15 protein-coding genes are annotated in these 19,840 nt (G+C 66.1%); 3 read left to right on the top strand and 12 right to left on the bottom strand.

Annotation, left to right across the window (positions count from 1 at the left end):
• Nucleotides 1–17: 17 nt before the first annotated feature.
• Together ACP3TD_RS15480 and ACP3TD_RS15485 are read right to left on the bottom strand one after the other, a co-directional pair.
• A complete protein-coding gene (locus ACP3TD_RS15480; RefSeq protein WP_426763880.1) occupies nucleotides 18–1,208 on the bottom strand; it encodes a type II toxin-antitoxin system HipA family toxin in 1,191 nt (396 codons plus the stop codon).
• A complete protein-coding gene (locus ACP3TD_RS15485) occupies nucleotides 1,201–1,404 on the bottom strand; it encodes a helix-turn-helix transcriptional regulator (RefSeq protein ID WP_426763881.1) in 204 nt (67 codons plus the stop codon). Before ACP3TD_RS15485 ends, ACP3TD_RS15480 begins: the two co-directional genes overlap by 8 nt.
• 183 nt (nucleotides 1,405–1,587) lie before the next feature.
• Here ACP3TD_RS15485 and ACP3TD_RS15490 point away from each other — a divergent pair, with 183 nt between their 5' ends.
• The gene (locus ACP3TD_RS15490; protein ID WP_426763882.1) at nucleotides 1,588–2,334 is read left to right on the top strand and encodes an SDR family oxidoreductase; all 747 of its coding nucleotides are present in this window, start codon (nucleotides 1,588–1,590) and stop codon (nucleotides 2,332–2,334) included.
• A 21-nt stretch (nucleotides 2,335–2,355) separates the two neighbouring features.
• Here the strand turns inward: ACP3TD_RS15490 and ACP3TD_RS15495 are convergent, their stop codons facing one another.
• The gene (locus ACP3TD_RS15495) at nucleotides 2,356–3,624 is read right to left on the bottom strand and encodes a glycoside hydrolase family 26 protein (protein WP_426763883.1); all 1,269 of its coding nucleotides are present in this window, start codon (nucleotides 3,622–3,624) and stop codon (nucleotides 2,356–2,358) included.
• Between the two features lie 236 nt (nucleotides 3,625–3,860).
• Between ACP3TD_RS15495 and ACP3TD_RS15500 the strand changes: the two genes are divergently transcribed.
• On the top strand, nucleotides 3,861–4,589 hold the full coding sequence (locus ACP3TD_RS15500) for an ANTAR domain-containing protein (protein ID WP_426763884.1): 729 nt from the start codon (nucleotides 3,861–3,863) through the stop codon (nucleotides 4,587–4,589).
• A 343-nt stretch (nucleotides 4,590–4,932) separates the two neighbouring features.
• On the opposite strand, the gene ACP3TD_RS15505 is transcribed toward ACP3TD_RS15500, so the two are convergent.
• Nucleotides 4,933–5,070: a hypothetical protein gene (locus ACP3TD_RS15505; protein ID WP_157672498.1), complete on the bottom strand. Its 138-nt coding sequence runs from the start codon at nucleotides 5,068–5,070 to the stop codon at nucleotides 4,933–4,935.
• Between the two features lie 194 nt (nucleotides 5,071–5,264).
• On the opposite strand from ACP3TD_RS15505, the gene ACP3TD_RS15510 reads away from it, so the two are divergent.
• The gene (locus tag ACP3TD_RS15510) at nucleotides 5,265–6,926 is read left to right on the top strand and encodes a sensor histidine kinase (RefSeq protein WP_426763885.1); all 1,662 of its coding nucleotides are present in this window, start codon (nucleotides 5,265–5,267) and stop codon (nucleotides 6,924–6,926) included.
• Between the two features lie 77 nt (nucleotides 6,927–7,003).
• On the opposite strand, the gene ACP3TD_RS15515 is transcribed toward ACP3TD_RS15510, so the two are convergent.
• From ACP3TD_RS15515 to fabZ, 8 genes are all read right to left on the bottom strand, one after another.
• Nucleotides 7,004–7,549: a YceI family protein gene (locus ACP3TD_RS15515; protein ID WP_426763886.1), complete on the bottom strand. Its 546-nt coding sequence runs from the start codon at nucleotides 7,547–7,549 to the stop codon at nucleotides 7,004–7,006.
• Nucleotides 7,550–7,676: 127 nt separating this feature from the next.
• Complete coding sequence (locus tag ACP3TD_RS15520) at nucleotides 7,677–8,873, bottom strand: acyltransferase family protein (protein ID WP_426763887.1); 1,197 nt, start codon at nucleotides 8,871–8,873, stop codon at nucleotides 7,677–7,679.
• A 91-nt stretch (nucleotides 8,874–8,964) separates the two neighbouring features.
• Nucleotides 8,965–11,793, bottom strand: a complete 2,829-nt coding sequence (locus ACP3TD_RS15525; protein ID WP_426763888.1) for a S8 family peptidase — start codon at nucleotides 11,791–11,793, stop codon at nucleotides 8,965–8,967.
• A gap of 707 nt (nucleotides 11,794–12,500) precedes the next feature.
• The gene (locus ACP3TD_RS15530; protein WP_426763889.1) at nucleotides 12,501–14,864 is read right to left on the bottom strand and encodes a beta-ketoacyl synthase N-terminal-like domain-containing protein; all 2,364 of its coding nucleotides are present in this window, start codon (nucleotides 14,862–14,864) and stop codon (nucleotides 12,501–12,503) included.
• A 3-nt stretch (nucleotides 14,865–14,867) separates the two neighbouring features.
• Entirely contained in the window at nucleotides 14,868–15,869 is a 1,002-nt protein-coding gene (locus tag ACP3TD_RS15535) for an aminomethyl transferase family protein (protein ID WP_426763890.1), read from the bottom strand.
• A gap of 99 nt (nucleotides 15,870–15,968) precedes the next feature.
• Nucleotides 15,969–17,210 carry a DUF6365 family protein gene (locus tag ACP3TD_RS15540; RefSeq protein ID WP_426763891.1) on the bottom strand — a complete coding sequence of 414 codons (1,242 nt, stop codon included), beginning with the start codon at nucleotides 17,208–17,210 and terminating at the stop codon, nucleotides 15,969–15,971.
• Nucleotides 17,210–19,387, bottom strand: a complete 2,178-nt coding sequence (locus ACP3TD_RS15545; RefSeq protein WP_426763892.1) for a GNAT family N-acetyltransferase — start codon at nucleotides 19,385–19,387, stop codon at nucleotides 17,210–17,212. The genes ACP3TD_RS15540 and ACP3TD_RS15545 overlap by 1 nt, the downstream gene beginning before the upstream one ends.
• Nucleotides 19,384–19,839, bottom strand: coding sequence for a 3-hydroxyacyl-ACP dehydratase FabZ (fabZ, locus tag ACP3TD_RS15550; RefSeq protein ID WP_426763893.1), 456 nt, complete (start codon nucleotides 19,837–19,839; stop codon nucleotides 19,384–19,386). The genes ACP3TD_RS15545 and fabZ overlap by 4 nt, the downstream gene beginning before the upstream one ends.
• Between the last annotated feature and the right edge of the window lies 1 nt (nucleotide 19,840).

Here is a 19,840-nt window from a genome sequence, read left to right on the forward strand (position 1 = left end):
TGTACCCCGTGTCCGGATCAGCCCGCCAGTTCGGCGCGGCGGAACCGCAGCTCACGCAGTGCCCCGTTCAATGGTGATCCGGAGAAGGGCAACGCTTCCAGGCTGACTCCTGCAGCCGCCCGGAGGGCCATCTTGTTCGCGGACGTCGCAGCGCGTGCAGGGAGTCCGATATCGGCTGCGAACTGCTCCCAGTGCCGGGCTTTGAGGTTTTTGACCCGTCCACCGATGGTCAGGGCCAGGGTGTCGTCGCCGTACACCAGGGTGCAGGGAATGTCGTACAGGGGCGACACAGCCCAGGCTCCGTTTTCCCCTTGGAGGACTGACATGTTTTTCGCATGCAGGTCGCCGTTGCCGGTCACCCAGGCGAAGACGAATTGCATGTACAGGTTTCGGACGGCAACCGCCCTGGCCTTGCACACGCCGGTCAGCGCCAGGATGGCGTCTTCGGCGCTGACGGCATACTTGGACGACGGCGGCAGGTTGAGGACCTGGGCAGCGTCCTCGAGTGCCAGGCGGGCCAGGCCGCCCTTCCCCGTCCGGTCGAAGCGCTCCACCAGTAGGCCCTGCAATCCGTTCCGGTCTCTGACAACAGTGCCCTTTGACACGGGGATCCGCAGGGCTTTCGCCGCGGCAAGGTGCGCGGCCTCGTTGGCCACGAGGTGACGGTGGCGCGGCGGGTCCAGCTTGAGCAGGTAGCGGCGGCCCGCGAGGGAAAGGGGGGTGGTCAGCATCGATGCGCTGGCCTTGGCCTGGACCCCTGGAAGACCGTGGGGATCGATGGCGTCTGCGAGCGCGGCAAAGTCGAGTGCTTCCGGATGCGACGCTTCCGCCAGTGCCGGAGGTTCTACAGGGTCCTGGCCGGCGGCGACCACCTGGACGTCGCCCGGGGTGTCGGAACCAACCGCCAGGAGCAGGCTGAGTTCGTCCCCCAGGCTGGTTTTGATGGCGTCCTTGAGGACGGTCAGGCGGTGGCCCTCGGGCAGCAGGCCGGCGAAGAACGCGGGAACGGCGCCGCTCGGCGCTTCAACGGGTGCGTCTGTCAGCGGTAGCGAGTGGGACACCGCAGCATCGCCCCCGGCCAGGTACGCGGGGGTGTAGGTGAAGGCGATCCCGCCGTTGCCGCCGCGTTTCAGGTGTCCCGCCAGTACCCCGGCTTTGTAAACGTCCGCTTGGGTAACGAATTTGAGGCGCGCCAGGTCCTCAGTCATCGGCCGTCCTGAGGTGCAACCCCACCGCATTGGCGGCCGCCACGACGGTGGTCAGGGACGGATTGCCGGTTCCCGTTTCGATGGCGTGGACGGTGCGGGGTGAAGTTCCGATCAGGTCCGCCAGCGTGCCTTGGGTAATCCCCGCTTCCTTCCGGGCGCGCCGGATGCCGGCACCTATGGCTGCTACATCCTCCACACGCCGTCCTTTCGGAAATATATTGCAGATTATAAGGACTGTCTTACACATCCTGACTCAACAGATCGAATTCCGCAAGATATTGCAGATTCCGGCGCGCTTTCGTACGCGGATGCCTCAACCACCATCAATCGGCAGTATCTTTCCGATTCCTTCTCAAGGATTCAGACATAGGATGCTGCCATGAGGATTGCCGTTGCCGGCGGGACCGGGACCGTGGGACGCCATGTGGTGGACGTTGCCGTGCAGCGCGGGCACGAGGTGGTGGGCTTGAGCCGTTCCGGCGGGGTGGATCTGGCAACCGGCCGGGGCCTTGACCAGGCGCTGGCCGGGGTTGAGACGGTGATCGACGTTGCCGGCATCAACAGTACGGCCACCAAGAAAGCGGTGGACTACTTCACGAACGCTTCGCAGAACCTGCTGGCCGCGGAGGAGAAAGCCGGAGTGAAGCACCACGTGGTGCTGTCGATCGCAGGCATCGACAATGCACGCTCCGGCCTCTACGCCGGGAAGCTGGTGCAGGAGGATACCGTCCGGCATGGGGATATACCGTGGACCATCCTTCGCTCCACCCAGTTCCACGAGTTCGTGCCGCTGGTGGTGAAGGTCGCCTCGGCAGGGCCGGTGGTGGTGGTGCCGAAGATGTTTACCGCGCCGGTGGCGGCCCGCGAGGTGGCGGAGGCCCTGGTGGACGCGGCGGAGGCCGGCCCGCGGGGACGGATCCCCGATCTCGGCGGCCCGCGCACCGAGCAGCTGGCCGACCTGGTGCGGACCTACCTGCAGAAGACTGGCCAGCGCAAAAAGGTCGTGGAGGCTCCCTTCCCTGGCCCTATGGGCAAGGCGATGCGCAGCGGTGCGCTGGTCCCGGCGGCGGGTGCCGCCGTCGGGCGCCAAACGTTCCTGGACTGGCTGGAAGGGCTGCCCCGCTGACAGCGCCCCGGACCAGTGCCGTCAGCCCGGCTGGCAGGACTCGGCGGGGCCGTAGCGGAACCAGTCCGGCAGTGCGGCGGTAAAGGCCTCCCGAACGGCCGGGGTGTTGGTGACGGTCCAGTCCACGCGGCCCTTGACCTCCACCTCGTTCTTGTCCCACTCGAACCAGTTGATCATCTTCAGCTGCGGGAACCCGGTGGCCAGGTCCGGGCTGAACAGCTGCTCCCACCAGGCACGCTTGATGTCCAGCTCGGCCGCACCGGCGGTGCCTGGAGCGAACAGCGCCGCGGATTCGGGGATGGCCACGGGCTTCCCGTGGTCCTGCCCGTACACGTGGTAGAAATCCGGGAGCAGGCTGTCGTCACCGTTGGCGCCCACGTAGTTGCCAGTGAGCTGGTCCTTGAACTTGTTGGCCTCGGGCAGTTCGTTCTCGCCCCACGGATACTTGGCGCCCCAGTGGTAGAGGGACATGCCCACCCAGTCCACCGCGTCGTCGCCGGGATAGTACGGGGCGTAGGAATCATCGGCCATGGTGACGGTGCCGTCGCCGTCCGTGTCCAGGGCAGTGAAGTCCGCAGTGTCCCGCTTGGCCTCGTACTGGCCGCCGGCGAACGGGTAGCCGCCGCCGTAGTTGGGCGCCCACATCATCGAGGAGCCTGGTGCCGTCGAATGGACGGCCTTCGCCATCCGGGTGAACGCGTCCACATACGCGGCGGGCTGCTGGGACCACGGGTACCAGGAGCCGTTCATCTCGTGGGCAAACCGGACGATCACGGGGACGCCGTCGTCGTTGAAGGATGCCAGGTCTGCCGCGAGCGCGGCGACTGCCTCATCCGTGACGGCGCCCAGGCCCTGCATGGGTTCGAGCGTGAGGAGCATCGTCTGGCCGTCGGCGCGGATCTGCGTGACCGCCTGGTCCAGGTGCGCCTTCTCCTCCGCCGTGTACGGGAATCCGGCGAAGGAGACGCTGACGGCGGGTTTGTGGCCCAGGTCCGCGGCGTACTGGGACAGGGGCTTGGCGTGCAGGTCCAGGTTCACGCCAAAGAGCGCGCCCGACGCCGGCACCTGGCTCTTGCGGTCCGGCACCTCGCAGCGCGGCAGGGTGGGGGCGGCCTGGGCAGCGTTGTCCTGGCCCGCCTGGTCGCGGGAGGCGAGGCCATTGGCGATGCTGGCAATGCCGATGCCGGCCGCTGCCACGGCGATCACCACGGGCAGGGCGAAATCCTTGAGCGATGCGCGGGTGAACCGGCGCCGGGCGGGGTCCTTGGAGGTGGCTTCTTCACCGGACATGAAGGGGCGGTCTGCCTTTCTGACCTGCGGTTTTACCCCCATCCTAGGGGTTGGCCCGGGAACCTGCCCGGCAAACAGGTGGTGCGGAACAGTGGCGCGGCGAAAGTAGAGTACCCACTACTCGTGTCCCCTTTGCTGGCGCCGCCTACATTCGAGGAAAGCCGCACATCGCCGCGCGGCACGGAGCGTATTGGGGGAAACAGGTGACAGTACAACCGGCAGTTGGCAGCAGACGCATGGACCGGCCAGGATTCCTGCTGGACCTGATCACCGGCGCGGACACTGACCTGGATTCCGTCCAGCGGCTGGCGGACAGCGCGGCTGTGGCACTCGCAGCGTCGGCAGGGGTGCCGGTGGACGCCGCCGCAACCCTCACGCGGGCGGGAAACCTGCCTGCCACGGCCGGCAGCGCCACCCTTGCCTGCAACGTTGCCTCGTCCGAGGACAGGTACAGCGACGGACCCATGGCGCAGGCCGCCGCCTCCGCCACACCGGTCCAGGTCACCGGGGACAACTCATCGCAACGGTGGGAACCGTACCGCCGCCGGCTGGTGGGCGCCGGTTACGGAACTGCACTGGCCGTGCCGCTCACTTTGGACCCCCGGTCATCCTGCGCACTGGTGTTCCTGGGGCCCGCAGGGTTCGAATTCACGCCTGAGCTGGTGGGCGAGGCCACGTGGTTTGCCGCCGTCGCGTCTCAAAGCATGAAGCTGGCCATCGAGGTGCGCAGCGTGCGGTCCGCCGGTGACAATCTCAAGGCCGTCTTGGAGAGCCGGACCTCCATTGACGTTGCGTGCGGCGTGATCATGGCGCAGAACCGCTGCTCCTACACGGAGGCGTTCGGCAAGCTGGCCGGGGTCTCCCGGCAGCGGAACCTGAAGGTGCGCAGCGTGGCGGAGAATGTCCTCAAGGCACTGCCCAGCGGATCGCCGGCCACCCGGTTCGAGCCGCCAGCGCTGGCGTAGTAGGGCAGAACGTCAGATCAATGGGGGGCCTTGGCCCGAATGACCCCGGCGGCCAAAAGCCCCACGGCGCCGAGTGAGGCCAGCATGCCCCCAAGTGCTGCAACGTATTCGGTAATGCTCATCGCGTCCACTCCCTTTCAGAACTGCCGGATGAGCCCAACGTACGCGTCAACAGTCAAGGTTCCCCGAAGAATCGCCCGCGGGTTGGGTCAAGATTGGCGCAGACCAGAAGGCCTGGCTGGCCGCCGACGCGCTGCATGCCTCACAACGCCCCACGAACTGATGGGGGCAATCCAGGTCCTGGCCGTCGGATGACGGCAGCCTCACACGCATGGCGGCCTACCTAACCCGCCACCGCGAACATGGCGATCCCCACGGCCACCAACAGGGCGATTCCGAGGAACACGAACCCTTGGGCGCTTCCCTTGGCGGCTCCGGGCATCCGGCGGCGCCCACGCTTCCTAACAATTACTTCAGCCATGCACCGAATGTACGGTGCGGCAATCCCCCACACACGAGAACTGCGTACTTGTCTTGGTTAATTCCACTACTCGATTTAGCACCTGCCTGCCGCCGCCAACCCGGGTGCCCGCAGCGGAAACATCCAGCCAGGAGTGCTGATCAGGCAGTATGCTTCAAAAACGTTGACGTAACCGGGGCATGGCTGGGGGCACGATGCTATTCGACTGGGGAGCCCGCTACTTCCGCACGCTCGGAAGGAGGGGCCGCACCGTCCTGTTCCAGCTGCCGCTGTCCGGAACCATGCTGCTGGTCATGCTCCTGGCATCGGTCCTGCACCCGGACCTGAAGTGGTCCGCGGCATTCGTTTCCTCCCTGGTTTTCCACGCTTTCCTTCTGGCCGCGTGCGCCGCCATCCCCTGGGACCGGCTCCCGGAGCAGACGGTCCTCGCCATCCCGGCGCTGGATTGCCTGGCCATCGGACTGTCCCGGGAAGCCGGCGACCAGTATCTGTCAGTGCTGAGCTTCCTGATGGTCTTCCCGGTGGTCTGGCTGTCCCATGGCCCGCGCCGCGGCGGTGTGGCATTGGCGGTGATCGCGGCCATCCTCAGTGTGGCCCTCCCGCCCATGATCCTCGGTTCGGGCTTCACCAGCGCCTCCTTTATCCGGGCGGTGCTGCTGCCGGTCATCCTGGGCGCCATCGCCGTCACCACGTTTGGTGTGGCCAATGCCCTGCGACTGCAAAGGCAGCGGTTGGAAGAACGGGAGGCGGAGGTCAGGGAACTCCTCGCGGCCAGTGAGGACCGGGAACAGCTGCTGGGCACCGTCATGGACACCGTCAGCGTGGAAGTCTGGGCGCTTGACCGGGAGGGACGGACCATCCTTACCAACCGCCACCGCGGCAGCCTGTCCGGTGGGGCCGTCCAGCAGGAGCCCGCCACCGCAGAGGCGGACGGGCCCGTCTTCGGGATCGACCGGAAGGAGCCCCTGCCGCCCGAACAGCACCCCCGCGCACGCGCAGCTCAGGGGCAATCCTTCACTGACGAGCTCGTATGGATGGGCACCGGCACCAGCCAGCGTGCTTACTCTGCCACTTGCCGCCTCATCCCCAGTTCTACCGGCAGGCAGGCGGGCGCTGTCCTGGCCCTCACTGACGTCACCGCCCTGGTGGAGGCCCTTTCGGCCAAGGACCAATTCGTGGCCAGCGTCTCCCACGAACTGCGGACTCCCCTGACCTCGATCCTGGGCTACCTCTCCATCGCCATGGACGAGGAGGGGCTGGATCCGGAACTGGAGCACTGCCTGGAGGTGGCCAAGCGCAACGCCGAGCGTCTGCTGAACCTGGTGGCGGACCTGCTGACCATCGCCTCAGGCACGCTCACCATCCGGCCACGGCAGGCGGACCTGGCGGAGGTCGCCGCGCACAGCGTTGACGCCGCACACCCGCGGGCCAGCTCCGGCGGAGTCACGCTCAGCCTGGAAACCGAGGGGCCCGCACCGGGCCGCTTCGACCCTGACCGCCTGGGCCAGGCCATCGACAACCTGGTCTCGAACGCCATCAAATACACGCCAAGGGGCGGCACGGTCACGGTCCGCGTGCGCACGGAGGACGGGAACCTGGTGTGCGAGGTGGCGGATACGGGTGTGGGTATGACGGACGATGACCTGGCGAACGCCTTTACGCGTTTTTTCCGGACAGCCACCGCCCACTCGTCGGCCATTCCGGGCGCGGGGCTGGGCCTTGCCATCACACGGTCCATCCTGGAGAACCACCGCGGCAGCGTCACGCTGGCCAGCAGCCACGGTGAGGGCACCACGGCGAAGCTGACGCTGCCCGAATCGCATGCGGTGACAGGCTCCCTCGCCGGCACGAGGTAGCAGAGAGCAGGAACGTGGCAGGCCGGGCACCCGGATGAACCCGGTACCCGGCCTGTAGCCGAAACAATGGTGCAGCGTCAGCCCTGCTTAACGAGGGCAGCCTCCAGGCTGATCTTCACCTTGTCGCTGACCAACACTCCCCCGGCTTCCAGCGCGGCGTTCCATGTCAGGCCGAAGGCTTTGCGGCTGATCTCGGTTTCGGCGGAGAACCCCGCCCGTGTGGCGCCGAACGGGTCCACGGCCACGCCGGTGAATTCGACTTCCAGTTCCACGGGCTGGGTGACGCCCCTGATGGTGAGGTCACCGGTGAGGGTGTAGTCCTCGCCGTCGCCCGTGATGGACGTGCCGCGGAAGGTCATCTCCGGGTACTTTTCGACATCGAAGAAGTCCGGGCCGCGGACGTGGCCGTCGCGGTTGGCGTCGCCCGAGTCGAAGCTGGCGGTGGCCACTGTGGCGTGCAGGCTGGAGTCCTGCAGGGAGTCGCCAACGCGGGCTTCGGCCTCAGCCTGGGTGAAGCGGCCGCGGACCTTGCTGATGCCTGCGTGCCGGACACTGAACCCGATCTCGCTGTGGGACATGTCCAGCGTCCACGTTCCGGGGGTCAGTTCCTGGGGAAGAGTCATGGCCAATCTCCTCTTGCTCGAAGGTCTGCGGGCACGGGCAGCCCGCCGCCGGCGTGTGCCGTCGTGGCCAGCCTATTCCGCGCAGCGCCGCCTGGGCAGGGCTGATGGGCCATAGTTCATCTGTCGGCTACCGGGCTGTCACCAGTTCACGCGCTTTCGCGGCGGCAGGCTTGGTCAGAGGACGTACGACGGCGGGCTCCAGCCTTTGGTTTGCCCAGCGGCGGATGGGTGCCTCCACCAGCCGCGAGGAGGCGAACGCCAGCGCCACGGTGAGGACGGCAGCCAGCCCGACACGGAGGGACAGCGACGGCACGAGGGGCAGCAGAAGGAGGTAGACGGGAATGTGCCAGAGGTACATGCCGTAGGAGAGTTCGCGGCCGGGCCAGGCAAGCCAGGGGTGGCTGAGGACCCGGCCCAGGAAGCCGGCCGGCTGCAGGACCAGTGAGCCGATCAGCACCGCTGCCAGGAGCGACAGCGTGGTGGGACCTGCGGTCCAGAACACGGTGAACCAGGTGCCTGGTGTGTCCGGTTCCTTGAGCAGGAACAGCGCTGCCACCAGCACCGCGCCCGATGCGGGGGCACTCCAGCGTGCGGCGGACACCAGGGAGGCGTGTACCCGGGAGCCGTTGCGGACGGCGGTGAACAGCAAGGCGAGGGCGCAGCCGATCAGCAGCTCGTCGGCCCGGGTGTCCGGCCCGTTGTAGAGCCGGTTCAGCGGCGCGCCGGACGTCACCAGGGCGAAGCGTTCAAGCATGAAGGCGGCGGCGAGTCCGGCCGTGGCCCATGCGGCGGTCCGCAGCTTGCAGTACCGGAGCATGACCAGAAGGAGCACGGGCCACACCAGGTAGAACTGTTCCTCGACGGCGAGCGTCCAGGTGGGTCCGAGCGTCTCGCCCGCAATGGAGTTTCCGAATGCCCCCACGTGCGCGAAGTTCATCACGTAGGCGGCGGCCGGGAGGATGAATCCTGCCTGGCCGCCCCAGCCGGAGGCGGGGAAGACGAAGCCGACGACGGCAATCACCGCGCACAGTGCCAAGAGCGCCGGCCACAGCCGGGCCAGGCGCTTGGCATAGAAGATACCCATGCGGACGCGGCCCGTCGCGAGCCGCTCCTTCATGATCAGCAGCGTGATGACGAAGCCGCTGAGGGTGAAGAAAACGTCCACACCGATGAAGCCGCCCGGCATCTGGGCGGTGAGGGTATGGAAGACGAACACCCCCACAACAGCCACCGTACGGAGGCCGTCCAGGGAGTGCTTCCGCCCTGAAATGATGCCTGTTTCGTACCCTGTTTTGTGCGCTGAGGGGCGCTCCGGAACCGACAAATTTCCACTGCTTGACCTAAGAACCACTAAGCAAGCATATATAACGTTTCGGTAACTAGGCTAAACGGAGGCTGGGAAAAGCCTCTATAGATCACCCCGGAAGGAAGTATCCGGAGACGTCCGCGATCAGGTGCGTGGCCCCCGCTGAGCGGTTGAAAAGGGCCACTCTTCCGAACTGGCCAAGCGGGGTGGTTACCGAGTTTGCGACGATCTGGCCCCTGTCGAAGTTGACGCTCGAGATATCGGGACGGGTTGCCGCCATCGGGTAGGCGGTGGCAAAACCGTTCGACGTCGCCTGGGCCACGGTGAGGTTCAGCACCATCGCGGGAGCACCTTCGGGAACGCCGTGTTCCCGGGCAGCCTGGAAAGACGTTGCCGTGTCCGGCAAGAGCGGGTAACCCGAGCGTGTGTCCAGGAAGCGCGTCGGGGCGGCCAGCGGCTGGAAGGTGCCGCCCGCCGTCGGGGTTCCGGACAGGTAGTAACCGGAGACGTCGGCGATCAGGTGGGTGGTGCCGTTAGAGCGGTTGTAAAGCATTACTTTCCCGTCAGGCCCCACCGGGACGGTGACGGAGTTAGGGATGATCTGCCCGGCGGCAAAGTTGATGTTGGAGGCGTCCGGCCTGTTGACCCCCGTGGGATACGCGGTGACGAAGCCGTTAGACCTTGCTTCCGCCACCGTCAGGTTCAGTACGACGGCTGAAACGGTGGCCGGCAATCCGTTGGCACCTGCCACCTGGAACGCCCGGGCGGTATCGGGTGCGACGGCGGTGGTGCTGCGGGTGTCCAGGAACCGCTTGGGCGCGATGGGCTGGAAGGCGCCCGCCGCCGTCGGCTTCTCCGCCCCTATCCCTGCCTTGTAGTAGCCGGCGATGTCGGCGATGAGGTGGGTGGCTGCGGCGGACCTGTTGAAGAGTGTCACCTTGCCGTCGGCGCCCACGGGCACTGTGACGGAGTTGGCCACGATCTGGCCCTTGTCGAAGTTCAGGTTGGATGCGTCCGGACGCGCGGTCCCGGAGGCATAGGCGGTCACGAAGCCGAAGGACCGGGCTTCGGCCACCGTGAGGTTGAAGACCACTGCGGACACCTTGGCCGGTATACCGTTACGCCCTGCCACCTGGAAGGAGACCGTGGAGTCCTTCGCCACGATGGAGCTTGTACGGGTATCAAGGGCGCGGAACGGCGTGACGGTGATCAGAGATCCGGCAACAGGCGCCATGCTGGTGGCGAACTTGTGTGTCCACTCGGCTGTGGCACCGGCCATCAGGGTGTAGCCAGCGACCGCCCTTGCTGAAACGGTAATGGTTCCCGAACCGGCATGGACCCCGGCGGCCAGAACACTGCCGTCACGCACGTACTCCACGCCCTGCACTTCCGGCACCGTCAACGTGTCATCGGCAGTGCCGTCCATGTCAGAGAACGTCACCGCGGCGGGGATGACCGTTTTTGCCGGAAGGTCCGCCGCACTGAGGGCAAGGGCCTTGGCTGCGTCAACCAGGCCGGCACCGCAGCCTTCGGGGCAGGCGACCGGTAGCGGCCGGGCCGTGGCCTTGATCCGAGCTTTCACCATATCGGGGGTGTAGGTGCTGCCCACTTCTGACATGAGCATGGCCGCTATGGCGGAGACGTGCGGGGCCGCCATAGAGGTGCCCTGCAGGAACTCGTAGGCTTCGTCCTCGGGCACGGTCGAGCCGTAGTTAGAGGTGGAAAGTATCCCGTACCGATAGTCGGCGTCCATGTCGCCCCCGGGCGCAGTGACGTCGACGGCGGCTCCGTAATTGGAGTACGGGGCGCGGCTTCCATCTGCTCCGGAGGCAGCAACCGTAATGACATTCTGGCAATTGGCCGGGCTGATTTCCGATGCCGGGTGGCCGGAGTTCCCGGCCGCCACCACTACTGCGGTGCCGGCGTTATGGGCAAAGTTGATGGCGTTCTGTTCGGTGACGGAGCAGTCGGAGATTCCGCCCAGGCTGAGGTTCACCACGTTGGCGCGCTTCGGGTTAGCCGGCACCCCGGTCACGGTGCCGCCTGCGGCCCAGATGATGGAGTCGGCCACGTCCGAGATGTAGCCGCCGCAGGCGCCGATGGCGCGGATGGGCAGGATCTTGGCTGCGGGTGCGGCGCCGGTGATGCCGTTGTTGTTGTTGCCGACGGCTGCAATGATTCCGGCCACGTGGGTTCCATGCCAGGATGAGCGCGACGCCGGGGAGCCGGCTTCGCACTGGCCGTCGCCTGCCCAGTCGCCCTGGTCCTGCGGGTTGGCATCGCGTCCGTCGCCGTCGCGCGCCCACTCCGGGTTGGACAGCATGTCGTAGCCGGCAAGGACGTTAGGGGCCAAGTCTGCGTGATACGTGATGCCGCTGTCCACGACAGCAACTACGGCACCCTCGCCGCGGTTGTTGTCCCAGGCACCCAGCGCCCCGATACCGGCACGCTCGTCCCACAGGCCCCACTGCAGGTCAAACCCAGGATCATTGGGGGCGTCCGCGGTGGCCTGGACGATGGTGTCCGGCTCGGCGTAGGCCACGTCGGGGCTGGAGCGGAGTGCCGCCAGGAACGTGTCAGCGTCGGCGCCCTGAAGTGACTTGCCGGTTTTCACTACCTGCGCACCGGTTGCGGTGGCCCGTACGTACTGGGCGGCAGTGCCCACACGGCCTGCGGCTGACCGTGCGGCCTGGGCCGTCACAGCTGCTTCGGAAGCAATGTTTCCGCGGCTTTTGAGGCCCACGATGAACTGGTCCGTGGGGACCTGGGTTGAAGCGGACTGGGGACTCGGGTCCCGGAGGGGCAGCTCGGCAACTGCGGCTGGCCTGGAGGGCTGAGGTGGCTCGGTGGCCTGGGCGGGAAGGGCCGTCAAAGCAGCACCGGAAAGTACGGTGACCAGCGTGAGGGCAGCGGCAGCGAAGGGCCGGGGGTTGAACATGGGCGGGCATCCTTGAGACGGGCGCGGGCCACGAACAAGGGGCCTGGCGCGGACAGCCGGGAATCACCAGCTGACCCCCGCCCTGATTATAGCCATCGAGTTGACTATTCGGAGGACATTACGGAAGCAGGCGCAGGGCCCAGGACCAGCGCAAGGGATATTCCGTCAACTTCCTGAAGCCAGTAGTCACATTCCGTGGTGCCGTCGAACGCGTGCTTGCCCCATCCGGTTCCCGGTATGCGGGGCAGCCTGAATTCACCTGGTGCCGGCCTCCGCCGGGCATTTCCGCTGGCCTTCCAATAGGCTTCGGCCACGGCCCAGTGTCCGATGGAAGGCTGGAAGGTCGCTTCGGCGGTCCTTGAAAGCCAGCGCAGGGCTGCGGGACGGTGCACATGCCGTTGGACGTCTATGCCCACAGGCCGCGAGCACCGCGCCACCGCCAGGCAGCCCTGGGTGTGGCTGGCGCTCCACCACGCCAGGCACGAGCTACAGAAGTTCCGTCCAGTTTCCCCTTCGGTATCCAGAGCGGGCGACAAGCAGCACCGTCCGCTCTTCTGCAGCAGGCGGATCATCCTCCGCCCCTCGCCCATTCGTGGCGGACCCGCTTCTTCTCCGGCGCGGGTCCGCCACACCTCCAATCCGCCCCGCCTGTCCATCGCAAGCGGACGGCCAAGCCAGGGAAGCTTCACCATCTCCACTAATGTTTCCTAGGCTTCTACCACCACGGACTGATAATTGCCGCCGATTTCCATCGAGTTAACCAACACCCGGAGTGGTTTCGCGCCGTCAAGGGCGTCTGCTCCGGATGCGCCGGATGCGAAGTAGCGTGTCCCGGGAACCTGTGCACGCGCCTTCATCCATCGTGCCTGTTGCACACCAAGGAGCGCCGAGGAGGACTGGGTGTCACCCAGGACCGCCTTTGGAGCGCTGACCACGGCCTGCGTCAGGTGGAGGCTGTTGATGGCACGGCGCTCCAGCTGGTCGATCTGGTCCCTGCCCGGCGCAGCAGCAATGACCACGTCTATGTCGCAGGGTTCCAGCCCGGCTGACCGGATGGCTTCAGACATTGCCAGCCGCCACGCTGTGGGGTCCTGTTTGATGTTGCCGCAGCCGCTGTCGTCCCCAGCGAAACCAAACCCCAGTATGCGAACGGAAGGCAGAGCCTGGACCACGTCCGCGGATTCCAGCATGATCGCAGCGGCAGCACCGCTGTAGAGGCGCCCGCTGTTGCCAAAGGGACGAAGCACATCCTTGCTGAGGTAGCCGTCAATCCTGGCGTAGCCTGCCAAGAGTGCGGTGGACGCTTCATCCGCAGACAGGACGATCACTCGGTCGCAGGACCCGGAGGCAATCAGCTGGTGGCCGAAGTGCAAGGCGCTGACGGCGCTGGTGCTTCCGGCGCAAAACGTCGCCGTAGGTCCCCTCAGCCCGTGAAGCAGGGCCACGTGGCCGGCGGAGGCGTTCATCACGGTGTTGGGGAACAGCCTGGTGTTGCCTGCCCCCTCCGTAATGAGGCCGCGTTGGAAGGCCTCCACCGTTGACATCGGTCCCGAAGCCGTGGCAAAGATGAGCCCGGTTGTTTGGAGCTCGGTCCGGCTGAGCGGCCTTTCCTTGAGTAATTGCCCAACCACCGATGCAGAGCGTTTACTGAGGGCATCGAGGCGCCGGAGCGCCGTGGGGTTGATGCCTGATTTCTGCACCGATTCCGGAACTTCTCCAATGGGGAAGGGGCCGTACTCGTCGATGGCTACCGAGCTGTTGCCGTAAAGCGCTGTGCCGGAAAACAGGGCTTCGGCTACAGCTTCGGAGTTCCCTGCAGGACCCACCATGGATGCCACAGCGGTGATACCCACATGCCGTGCCGCGGGCACTGCGTGTTCATAAGTGTTGGCCTTGCTGCGGAACACCAATGTCGAGTTGTTGCCGCCAAACGCAAACGAGTTGGACAGGGCCAGGGAGATGGCTGCCGGGCGCCCGGAGCCTGGCACGGCATCGAAATCGAGCGTTCCTTCGAAGTCGTCCGGGACCACGGTGGGCGGAAGGACCTGTTCACGCAACGCCATGACGGTGGTCACGGCTTCCACTGCTCCGGCAGCGCCCAGCGTGTGACCGATCATCGACTTGGTGGAACTCATGGGGATGCTGTTCTCGCCAAGGTGGAGCAGGATCTTTTTTTCACCACCGTCGTTCGCAGGAGTTCCCGTGCCGTGGCCGTTGATGTAATCGATCTGCTGTGCCGTGGCGTCAGCCATCTCCAGGGCCGACATCATTGCGGAGAGGGCACCGCGGCCGCGCGGATCGGGCGCGGTGGGGTGGTGGGCGTCCGCCGACAGGCCGTATCCGGACAGGACGGCGAGGACGGGAGCCTTGCGGGCATGGGCGGATTCAGCCCGTTCCAGGATCAGGAATCCGGCACCTTCCCCCAGTGTGAGGCCTTCGCTTTTGCTGTATGGGGCACAGTCCCTCGGTGACAGGGCGCCCAGGCAGGAGAACCCTCCGAACGACAAATAGGCCAATGGGTCCACGCCGCCGGCCACCACCATGTCTGCTGCCCCGGTCCGGAGGTACTCCATGCCGTTGGCGATCGCAACCGACCCTGCTGCACACGCGTTTGAGTGCACCGTCCGTGGCCCGAAGAGCTTGAAACGCGCGGCCAGGTAGTCGGCCGTGGCGTGCAGCGGATACTGGCGCAGGAGCCCGGCATCTGCTTGCCGCAGGCCGCGGGAAAGCCACTGGCGGTGGAATTCCTCTCCCCTCCGCGCACCGCCGAGCGAGGTGCCGATGGCCAGCCCTACACGGTGGTTCTGGTAGGGACTATCGGCGGCCAAACCCGCTGTTGTCAGTGCTTCTTCGAGCGCGATGCGACTGAGGATGATGCTGCGGTCATCATCGTCGTCCGCATCCACATGCTTGGAGCGCACCTCACCGGCCCGGGTACTGATCAGCCCGGCGTGGGGCACCACGCTGACCGTGGAAAGTCCGGACTTTCCGTCAGCGATATTTTTCCAGCATTCGTCCGCTGTGTCGCCCACCGCGGTCATCATCCCGATGCCGGTAACTACGATTGTCATGTCTTACCCGCCGATCTGCTGGGTCCAGGACTGCGGGTCGACGGCGGGACGGGCAACCGTCGACAGACTCCGGCCCCCGGCAGCAAGCGTCAGCCCGGGGACGCAGTACGGGACGTCGAGGAGCAGGAGTCCGAACCCGGAGTTGAGGCCCGCCCTCGCGGTGGACGTCTGGACCCGGCCTACGGTAATCCCTTCGTCAGTGACGGTGGTCCCGGCTTCCGGGAAGTCTGCGTTGTCGCTCACCGCTGCCACAATTTTCCGGCCCGGCGCTTGGAGCTGGACGCCGGCTTTGCCCCGGTATTCGTCGTCGCGGTTGGGGGTGGCCATCCACTGGATGCCTGCTTCGAAAATGTTCAGGCCTTGGGCTTGAGAGGGCAGTACCGGGTGGTTCACTTCGGCTTGGGCGCGGTGGAGGACATTCTTGTCGATGCGGCCGCCACCCACGCCCTGGGCGCGATCCACCAGTCGGTCGAACGCGGATGTGCCGCCGGCGGCGGACGTCACCACCAGGTAGCCGTATTCTGCGGTGGTTCCGATGCGGACGAGCAGGCAGCCGGTTCCGTTGAGCGTGCCCCGGCGCCATTCGTTGAGGAGGATTTCGGAAATGGGATCCTCGGTGATGTCCTCCGCAACCTGCCAGGACAGAGGGCCTTCAATGGCGAGGACGGCGGCCAGGTCTTCTGCGTCCTCGGCGAAGGTGCCCTCCAGGCCAAGGCTTTCGATGGCAGCCAAGGCGATCGGCAGCAAAGGAGTCTGCGAGTCCGCGATGACTACGGCGGCTTCGTCGTCCAGCACCACCAGTGCCGACCCTTCCACGTTCCCGGTCTCGTCAAGGATCAGGGATTCGACGACGGTGCCGGGCTCAGCGAACTCCGTCTGTTTGGCGAGCAGCCAGGACAGGAGTTCAACACGATGGGTTCCGGTCAGCCGGAGGACTTCGCCGCCCCGGTTGTAGACGGCGGCGGTGTGGCGGATTGCTGCGTAGCTTTCCTTAGTGGTGAGCATGGTTTCTCCTTTGTGGTGTGCGAGGTCCGCAAGGCTTGCGGGTCCGCTATTGCGACGGATGTACGGAAGGACAGCGAGCGGGAGGACGGCGGTGGAAGATCAGTCGCTGACGCGTTCGCGGATGAGGGCGGCGGCCGTCGGCAGGCCTGCGACCTGGCGGCTGAGCGCCAGGGTAGCGGGCCCGTCGCGCTGTCCAAGAAGCTCCTGGACAGCTGCCACGCAAGCATCCAGGTTGTAGATCTCGGCTTTTGGCAGCGCGGCCATGTAGTCGTTCCTGTAGAGGAGCGGAGCGAGCTCTTCCGCCCAGCCGAAGGGGTTGACCAGGAATCTGACTCCAAACCCCGGGAACTTTGCCTCCATCTCGGCCAGCCAGCCGGCGGAGAACGGGTCTCCGGACCGTTCGTTGTGCTGGTTTACCAGTGCCAGGACCGGAGTGCCAAGGGTTGCGGCCTTGGCCATGGCACCGGATGTCACGTTGTCCGTGACATAGAGGTCAGCGGCGCCCAGAATGTCGGCGAAGTCGTCCATGGGAAGGTACGGACAGGGAAGGAACTCAACGTTGCCGTGGACGGTGGCCTTCCTGGTACTCGATGAAAGTTCCAAGACAGTGACGGGCCGCCCCGTGCGGCTGAACATCTCGGCCGCCCACCGGTCCTTGAGGCTGCGGTAGGTATCCGTGTCTGCGTTCCGGGACACACGTCCCAGCAGACCGTACGCCGAGGTGGCCCAGCCGGACTGGGCTGCAACCACCAGGGACCGCATGCTGCTTATCCCCAGGGAGCTGAAGACCTCCGCTTTGGTCCGTGCGGGCCTGAGCCCTTCCCCGTACAGGTTGAAGGAGTCTGCGGGGCGGCCCAGCCCGGCCACAGGTACCGCCCGCATGAGGGCGACTTCGGCGGGAAGCGCCGGGATTGCCGTCTCGGGCGGAAACCAGCGGTGGATGGGTGCGGTGCCCGCCTGCCGGGCGAGGGCCATTGTCAGCGTGGAGGCGCCAGGGCCCAGACACAGCGAATCCATGGCAATAACAGGGCAGCCGAGGTCCATGAGCTGCTGCGCTGACACGTTCCCCCGCTCCAGGGCGAGGAGGTGGTGGTCGGCCACCACGACGGCAAGGGGCCGTAGGTGCCGCAGAAGGGACATTGTGGCGTCCCGGTTTCCCGGGCCTTGGGGAACGGCGCTGGCCTCGACGCCGGACCGGCGGACAATATCGAGGTACTGCTCTGCGACAAGGAATTCGACGGGATCTCCCGGGGGGAACTGCCGGGCAACGGTGATGGCATTCTGCAGTTCCCCGAAACTGAACTTTCCAGGGCAAAAGAAGACCAGGGGACGCCGCGCCATCAGCGGTCCATTTCCGCGAGAGCGGCGGACCTGTGCGGCAGGACGCTGATCCTCCACCGGCATTCGGCGCCGTCTTCGCCGGGCCTGGAGAGCAACGAGAGGTGCAGGCCCTTGCGGTCGGAGCGGACGAATACTTCCTGGTGCAGTCCGTGCACGGGCCGGACCACCAGGTAACCTCCACTTTGCAGCTCGACGGCGATCCTGGAGGTACCCAGGGTCCAGGCCTGGCCGGTGGCCTCCACTACCCACTTTTCACCGTGGGGGTTGCCGAACAGGAGGGACGCTCCCGGGAGACTGGCCGGCGTGAGGTAGAAAGCCATATCGCCGTCGTCCTGCCGCGGCGCCAGTGCGGCGGCGACTTCGATGGCAGGCACCGGACCATCCACGGCCTCAAGTGTCCACGAGTCCTGCCCGGAGCGCGGAACAGGACCGGCCAGCGGGAGGGCGAAAGCGCTTCCAACCCATTCGACGCCCTGTTCGGGGTTGTCCCGGGGCGCACAGCGGGAGGCCCACAGACCCGCCGCCCAGTCCGTGAGTGAGCCCCAGATTCGGACGCCGGGGTAGGGGCTGGAAAGAATCTGGTTGCCGTCGTGGGACCAGCCCACCACCCCGCCGGCCCCTTCCGAGTAGCGCAACTCCATCAGGGCGCCCACGTGTTCGACGACGTCCCGGCCGGCACGCTTTGACGCTTGCCAGGTGACGGTGTGGGTTTGCGTGGCTGCCCGCTTTGCCGTCCGCTGGGCCCGGCGGACCTTCTCCACCGTGATGCCGGCCGGCGTCGAAAATATCTGAGGGGCAGGAGTACTGCCGGCGGTGCCCACCGCGACCGTGTATGCCACAGGGCTATTTGCCGGCCCGCGGAGCTGTGGAAGGTGGTTTCCTTCATGCCGTGCCGTCACGTCCCCGGGCCAGGACGCTTCAAGAACCAGGAACTGGTTGCGCCACAGCGTAGTCCGGGCGGGCAGCTCCGGCTGGACCTCGTCGGCGCAGGCTTCAAAGTCGGTGAAATCTGGCGGCCAGATGCCCCGGACCACGGGTCCTCCCATAGTCGTTCCATCGGCCGCCACCAGGTACTTTTCGGCAGTCCGCATCGAAACCCATGGGCTGGCAACCAACTCTTTGGCGCCGTCGTCAGTGGAAAGAACCGACGAAATGCTCATCTGGCCGTCGCCGAACCGGACGTCCCGCGTCACGGTTCCGTCGATGCTGGCGGCGCTCATCCGCCACCCGTCCTCCCGGGCCTCGAACGCCACGGGGGACGGCCGGGGTCGCCGCCAGCCATAGGCGATACTCCCCCGGACCACCGGCCAGTGGTCAATCAGGGCAGGCCCCGGAAAGCCCGGGCCAACGATCGATACGGTGCCGAATGTGTCCGCCTGGGCGACGATGCCTGGGGCCAACTGCCAGGCTGCCATGCACTCTGCCTCCCCGTGCCGGTCCATGCCGCCATGGAGCGGCAGTTCCGTGATGGACCCAGAGACAACGTCGTACCCCAGGGTGGCTCCGGAGTCCATGGCAATGTTGGCGCGCAGGCTGAAGTCCGCGGCACTAAGGTCGTAGCCCACCACGGCAGATCCGTCAGGTGTGACGGTGACGCCTGACGTGGGGGCCGTGTCCCGGCCGCCGGCGGCATTGCGCCAGCTGAAACGCGGCAGGACGTCGCTCAGTTCGTCGCCGATGTTGCTGCGGAGAAGGTCGCCAATGACGCCCGGCAGGTGGCTGACCAACTCGATGTAGCCGTCTTCGTCAGCCTTGGCACCCGGAAGGGCGCGAAAGCCCACCCGCAGATACAGGGGAAAGGCTTTTTTGTTCGTGGGGTTCGCTTCGATCCGCATTGCGCGGGTTCCGCCGGCAACCAATTTTTCGAAGGACTTCACGAACATGTTGCCGGCGAGCATGGAGTTGCGGTGCCGGGGGTCGAGGACGAACAGGCCCGCGAAAAGTTCACCGTCCCGGGTGACGCGCCTGCCGGAGCCGCGCATGAACCCGATGCAGCCAACAATATCGTCACCATCCATGGCCACCATGAACAGCTCAGGTGTTCGTTCGGACAGCACGGCGGCCATCGTTTTGGCCCCAAGCAACGAAGCCCCGTGGTGCGGGCCGTACCCGCTCCGCACAAAGTGCGCGGCGAGCGCGGCAGCATCGGCGGGTTGGTATTCCCGGATCAGGGTCATTGCTTGTCTCCGTGCCCCACACTGATTGCCAGGCTTCCCTCCGCCACGGTTTTCCTGCCCACTGTCAGCGTGCATTTGAACTCGATGAGCGATCCCACGGAAACGTGCCGCCGGCAGTGGATCTGCAACTGGTCGCCGGGAACCACCAATTCCTTGAACGCGAAGCGCTTCACCGTGGCCAGGTAGCCGATGGACGCCTGGTCACCGTCAATGTCGTCCGTGAACGTGCCGATGACGCCGCACGCCTGGGCAGCGGCCTCAATCATCATGACGCCGGGATAGATCGGCTTGCCCGGAAAGTGCCCGGCAAAAACGGGGTCACTGATGCTGATGTTCTTGATCCCCACGCCGCTGACGCCGGGATCAATTGAGTGCAGGCCGTCCAGCAGGACGAACGGGTGCCGGTGCGGCAGGCGCTGAAGCAGCTCCGTAGCGGAAAGGGCCCGTTCCAAC

Source organism: Pseudarthrobacter sp. 1G09 (assembly GCF_050038305.1).
Lineage (GTDB): Bacteria > Actinomycetota > Actinomycetes > Actinomycetales > Micrococcaceae > Arthrobacter > Arthrobacter equi.

Excerpts from the sequence above, each read along its gene's own strand:
- ACP3TD_RS15540 (WP_426763891.1), bottom strand. The coding sequence starts at position 17,210 with ATGGCGCGGCGTCCCCTGGTCTTCTTTTGCCCTGGAAAGTTCAGTTTC.
- ACP3TD_RS15500 (WP_426763884.1), top strand. The coding sequence starts at position 3,861 with ATGGACCGGCCAGGATTCCTGCTGGACCTGATCACCGGCGCGGACACT.
- ACP3TD_RS15495 (WP_426763883.1), bottom strand. The coding sequence starts at position 3,624 with ATGTCCGGTGAAGAAGCCACCTCCAAGGACCCCGCCCGGCGCCGGTTC.
- ACP3TD_RS15510 (WP_426763885.1), top strand. The coding sequence starts at position 5,265 with ATGCTATTCGACTGGGGAGCCCGCTACTTCCGCACGCTCGGAAGGAGG.
- ACP3TD_RS15525 (WP_426763888.1), bottom strand. The coding sequence starts at position 11,793 with ATGTTCAACCCCCGGCCCTTCGCTGCCGCTGCCCTCACGCTGGTCACC.
- ACP3TD_RS15535 (WP_426763890.1), bottom strand. The coding sequence starts at position 15,869 with ATGCTCACCACTAAGGAAAGCTACGCAGCAATCCGCCACACCGCCGCC.
- ACP3TD_RS15505 (WP_157672498.1), bottom strand. The coding sequence starts at position 5,070 with ATGGCTGAAGTAATTGTTAGGAAGCGTGGGCGCCGCCGGATGCCCGGA.
- ACP3TD_RS15545 (WP_426763892.1), bottom strand. The coding sequence starts at position 19,387 with ATGACCCTGATCCGGGAATACCAACCCGCCGATGCTGCCGCGCTCGCC.
- ACP3TD_RS15515 (WP_426763886.1), bottom strand. The coding sequence starts at position 7,549 with ATGACTCTTCCCCAGGAACTGACCCCCGGAACGTGGACGCTGGACATG.
- ACP3TD_RS15490 (WP_426763882.1), top strand. The coding sequence starts at position 1,588 with ATGAGGATTGCCGTTGCCGGCGGGACCGGGACCGTGGGACGCCATGTG.
- ACP3TD_RS15530 (WP_426763889.1), bottom strand. The coding sequence starts at position 14,864 with ATGACAATCGTAGTTACCGGCATCGGGATGATGACCGCGGTGGGCGAC.
- ACP3TD_RS15480 (WP_426763880.1), bottom strand. The coding sequence starts at position 1,208 with ATGACTGAGGACCTGGCGCGCCTCAAATTCGTTACCCAAGCGGACGTT.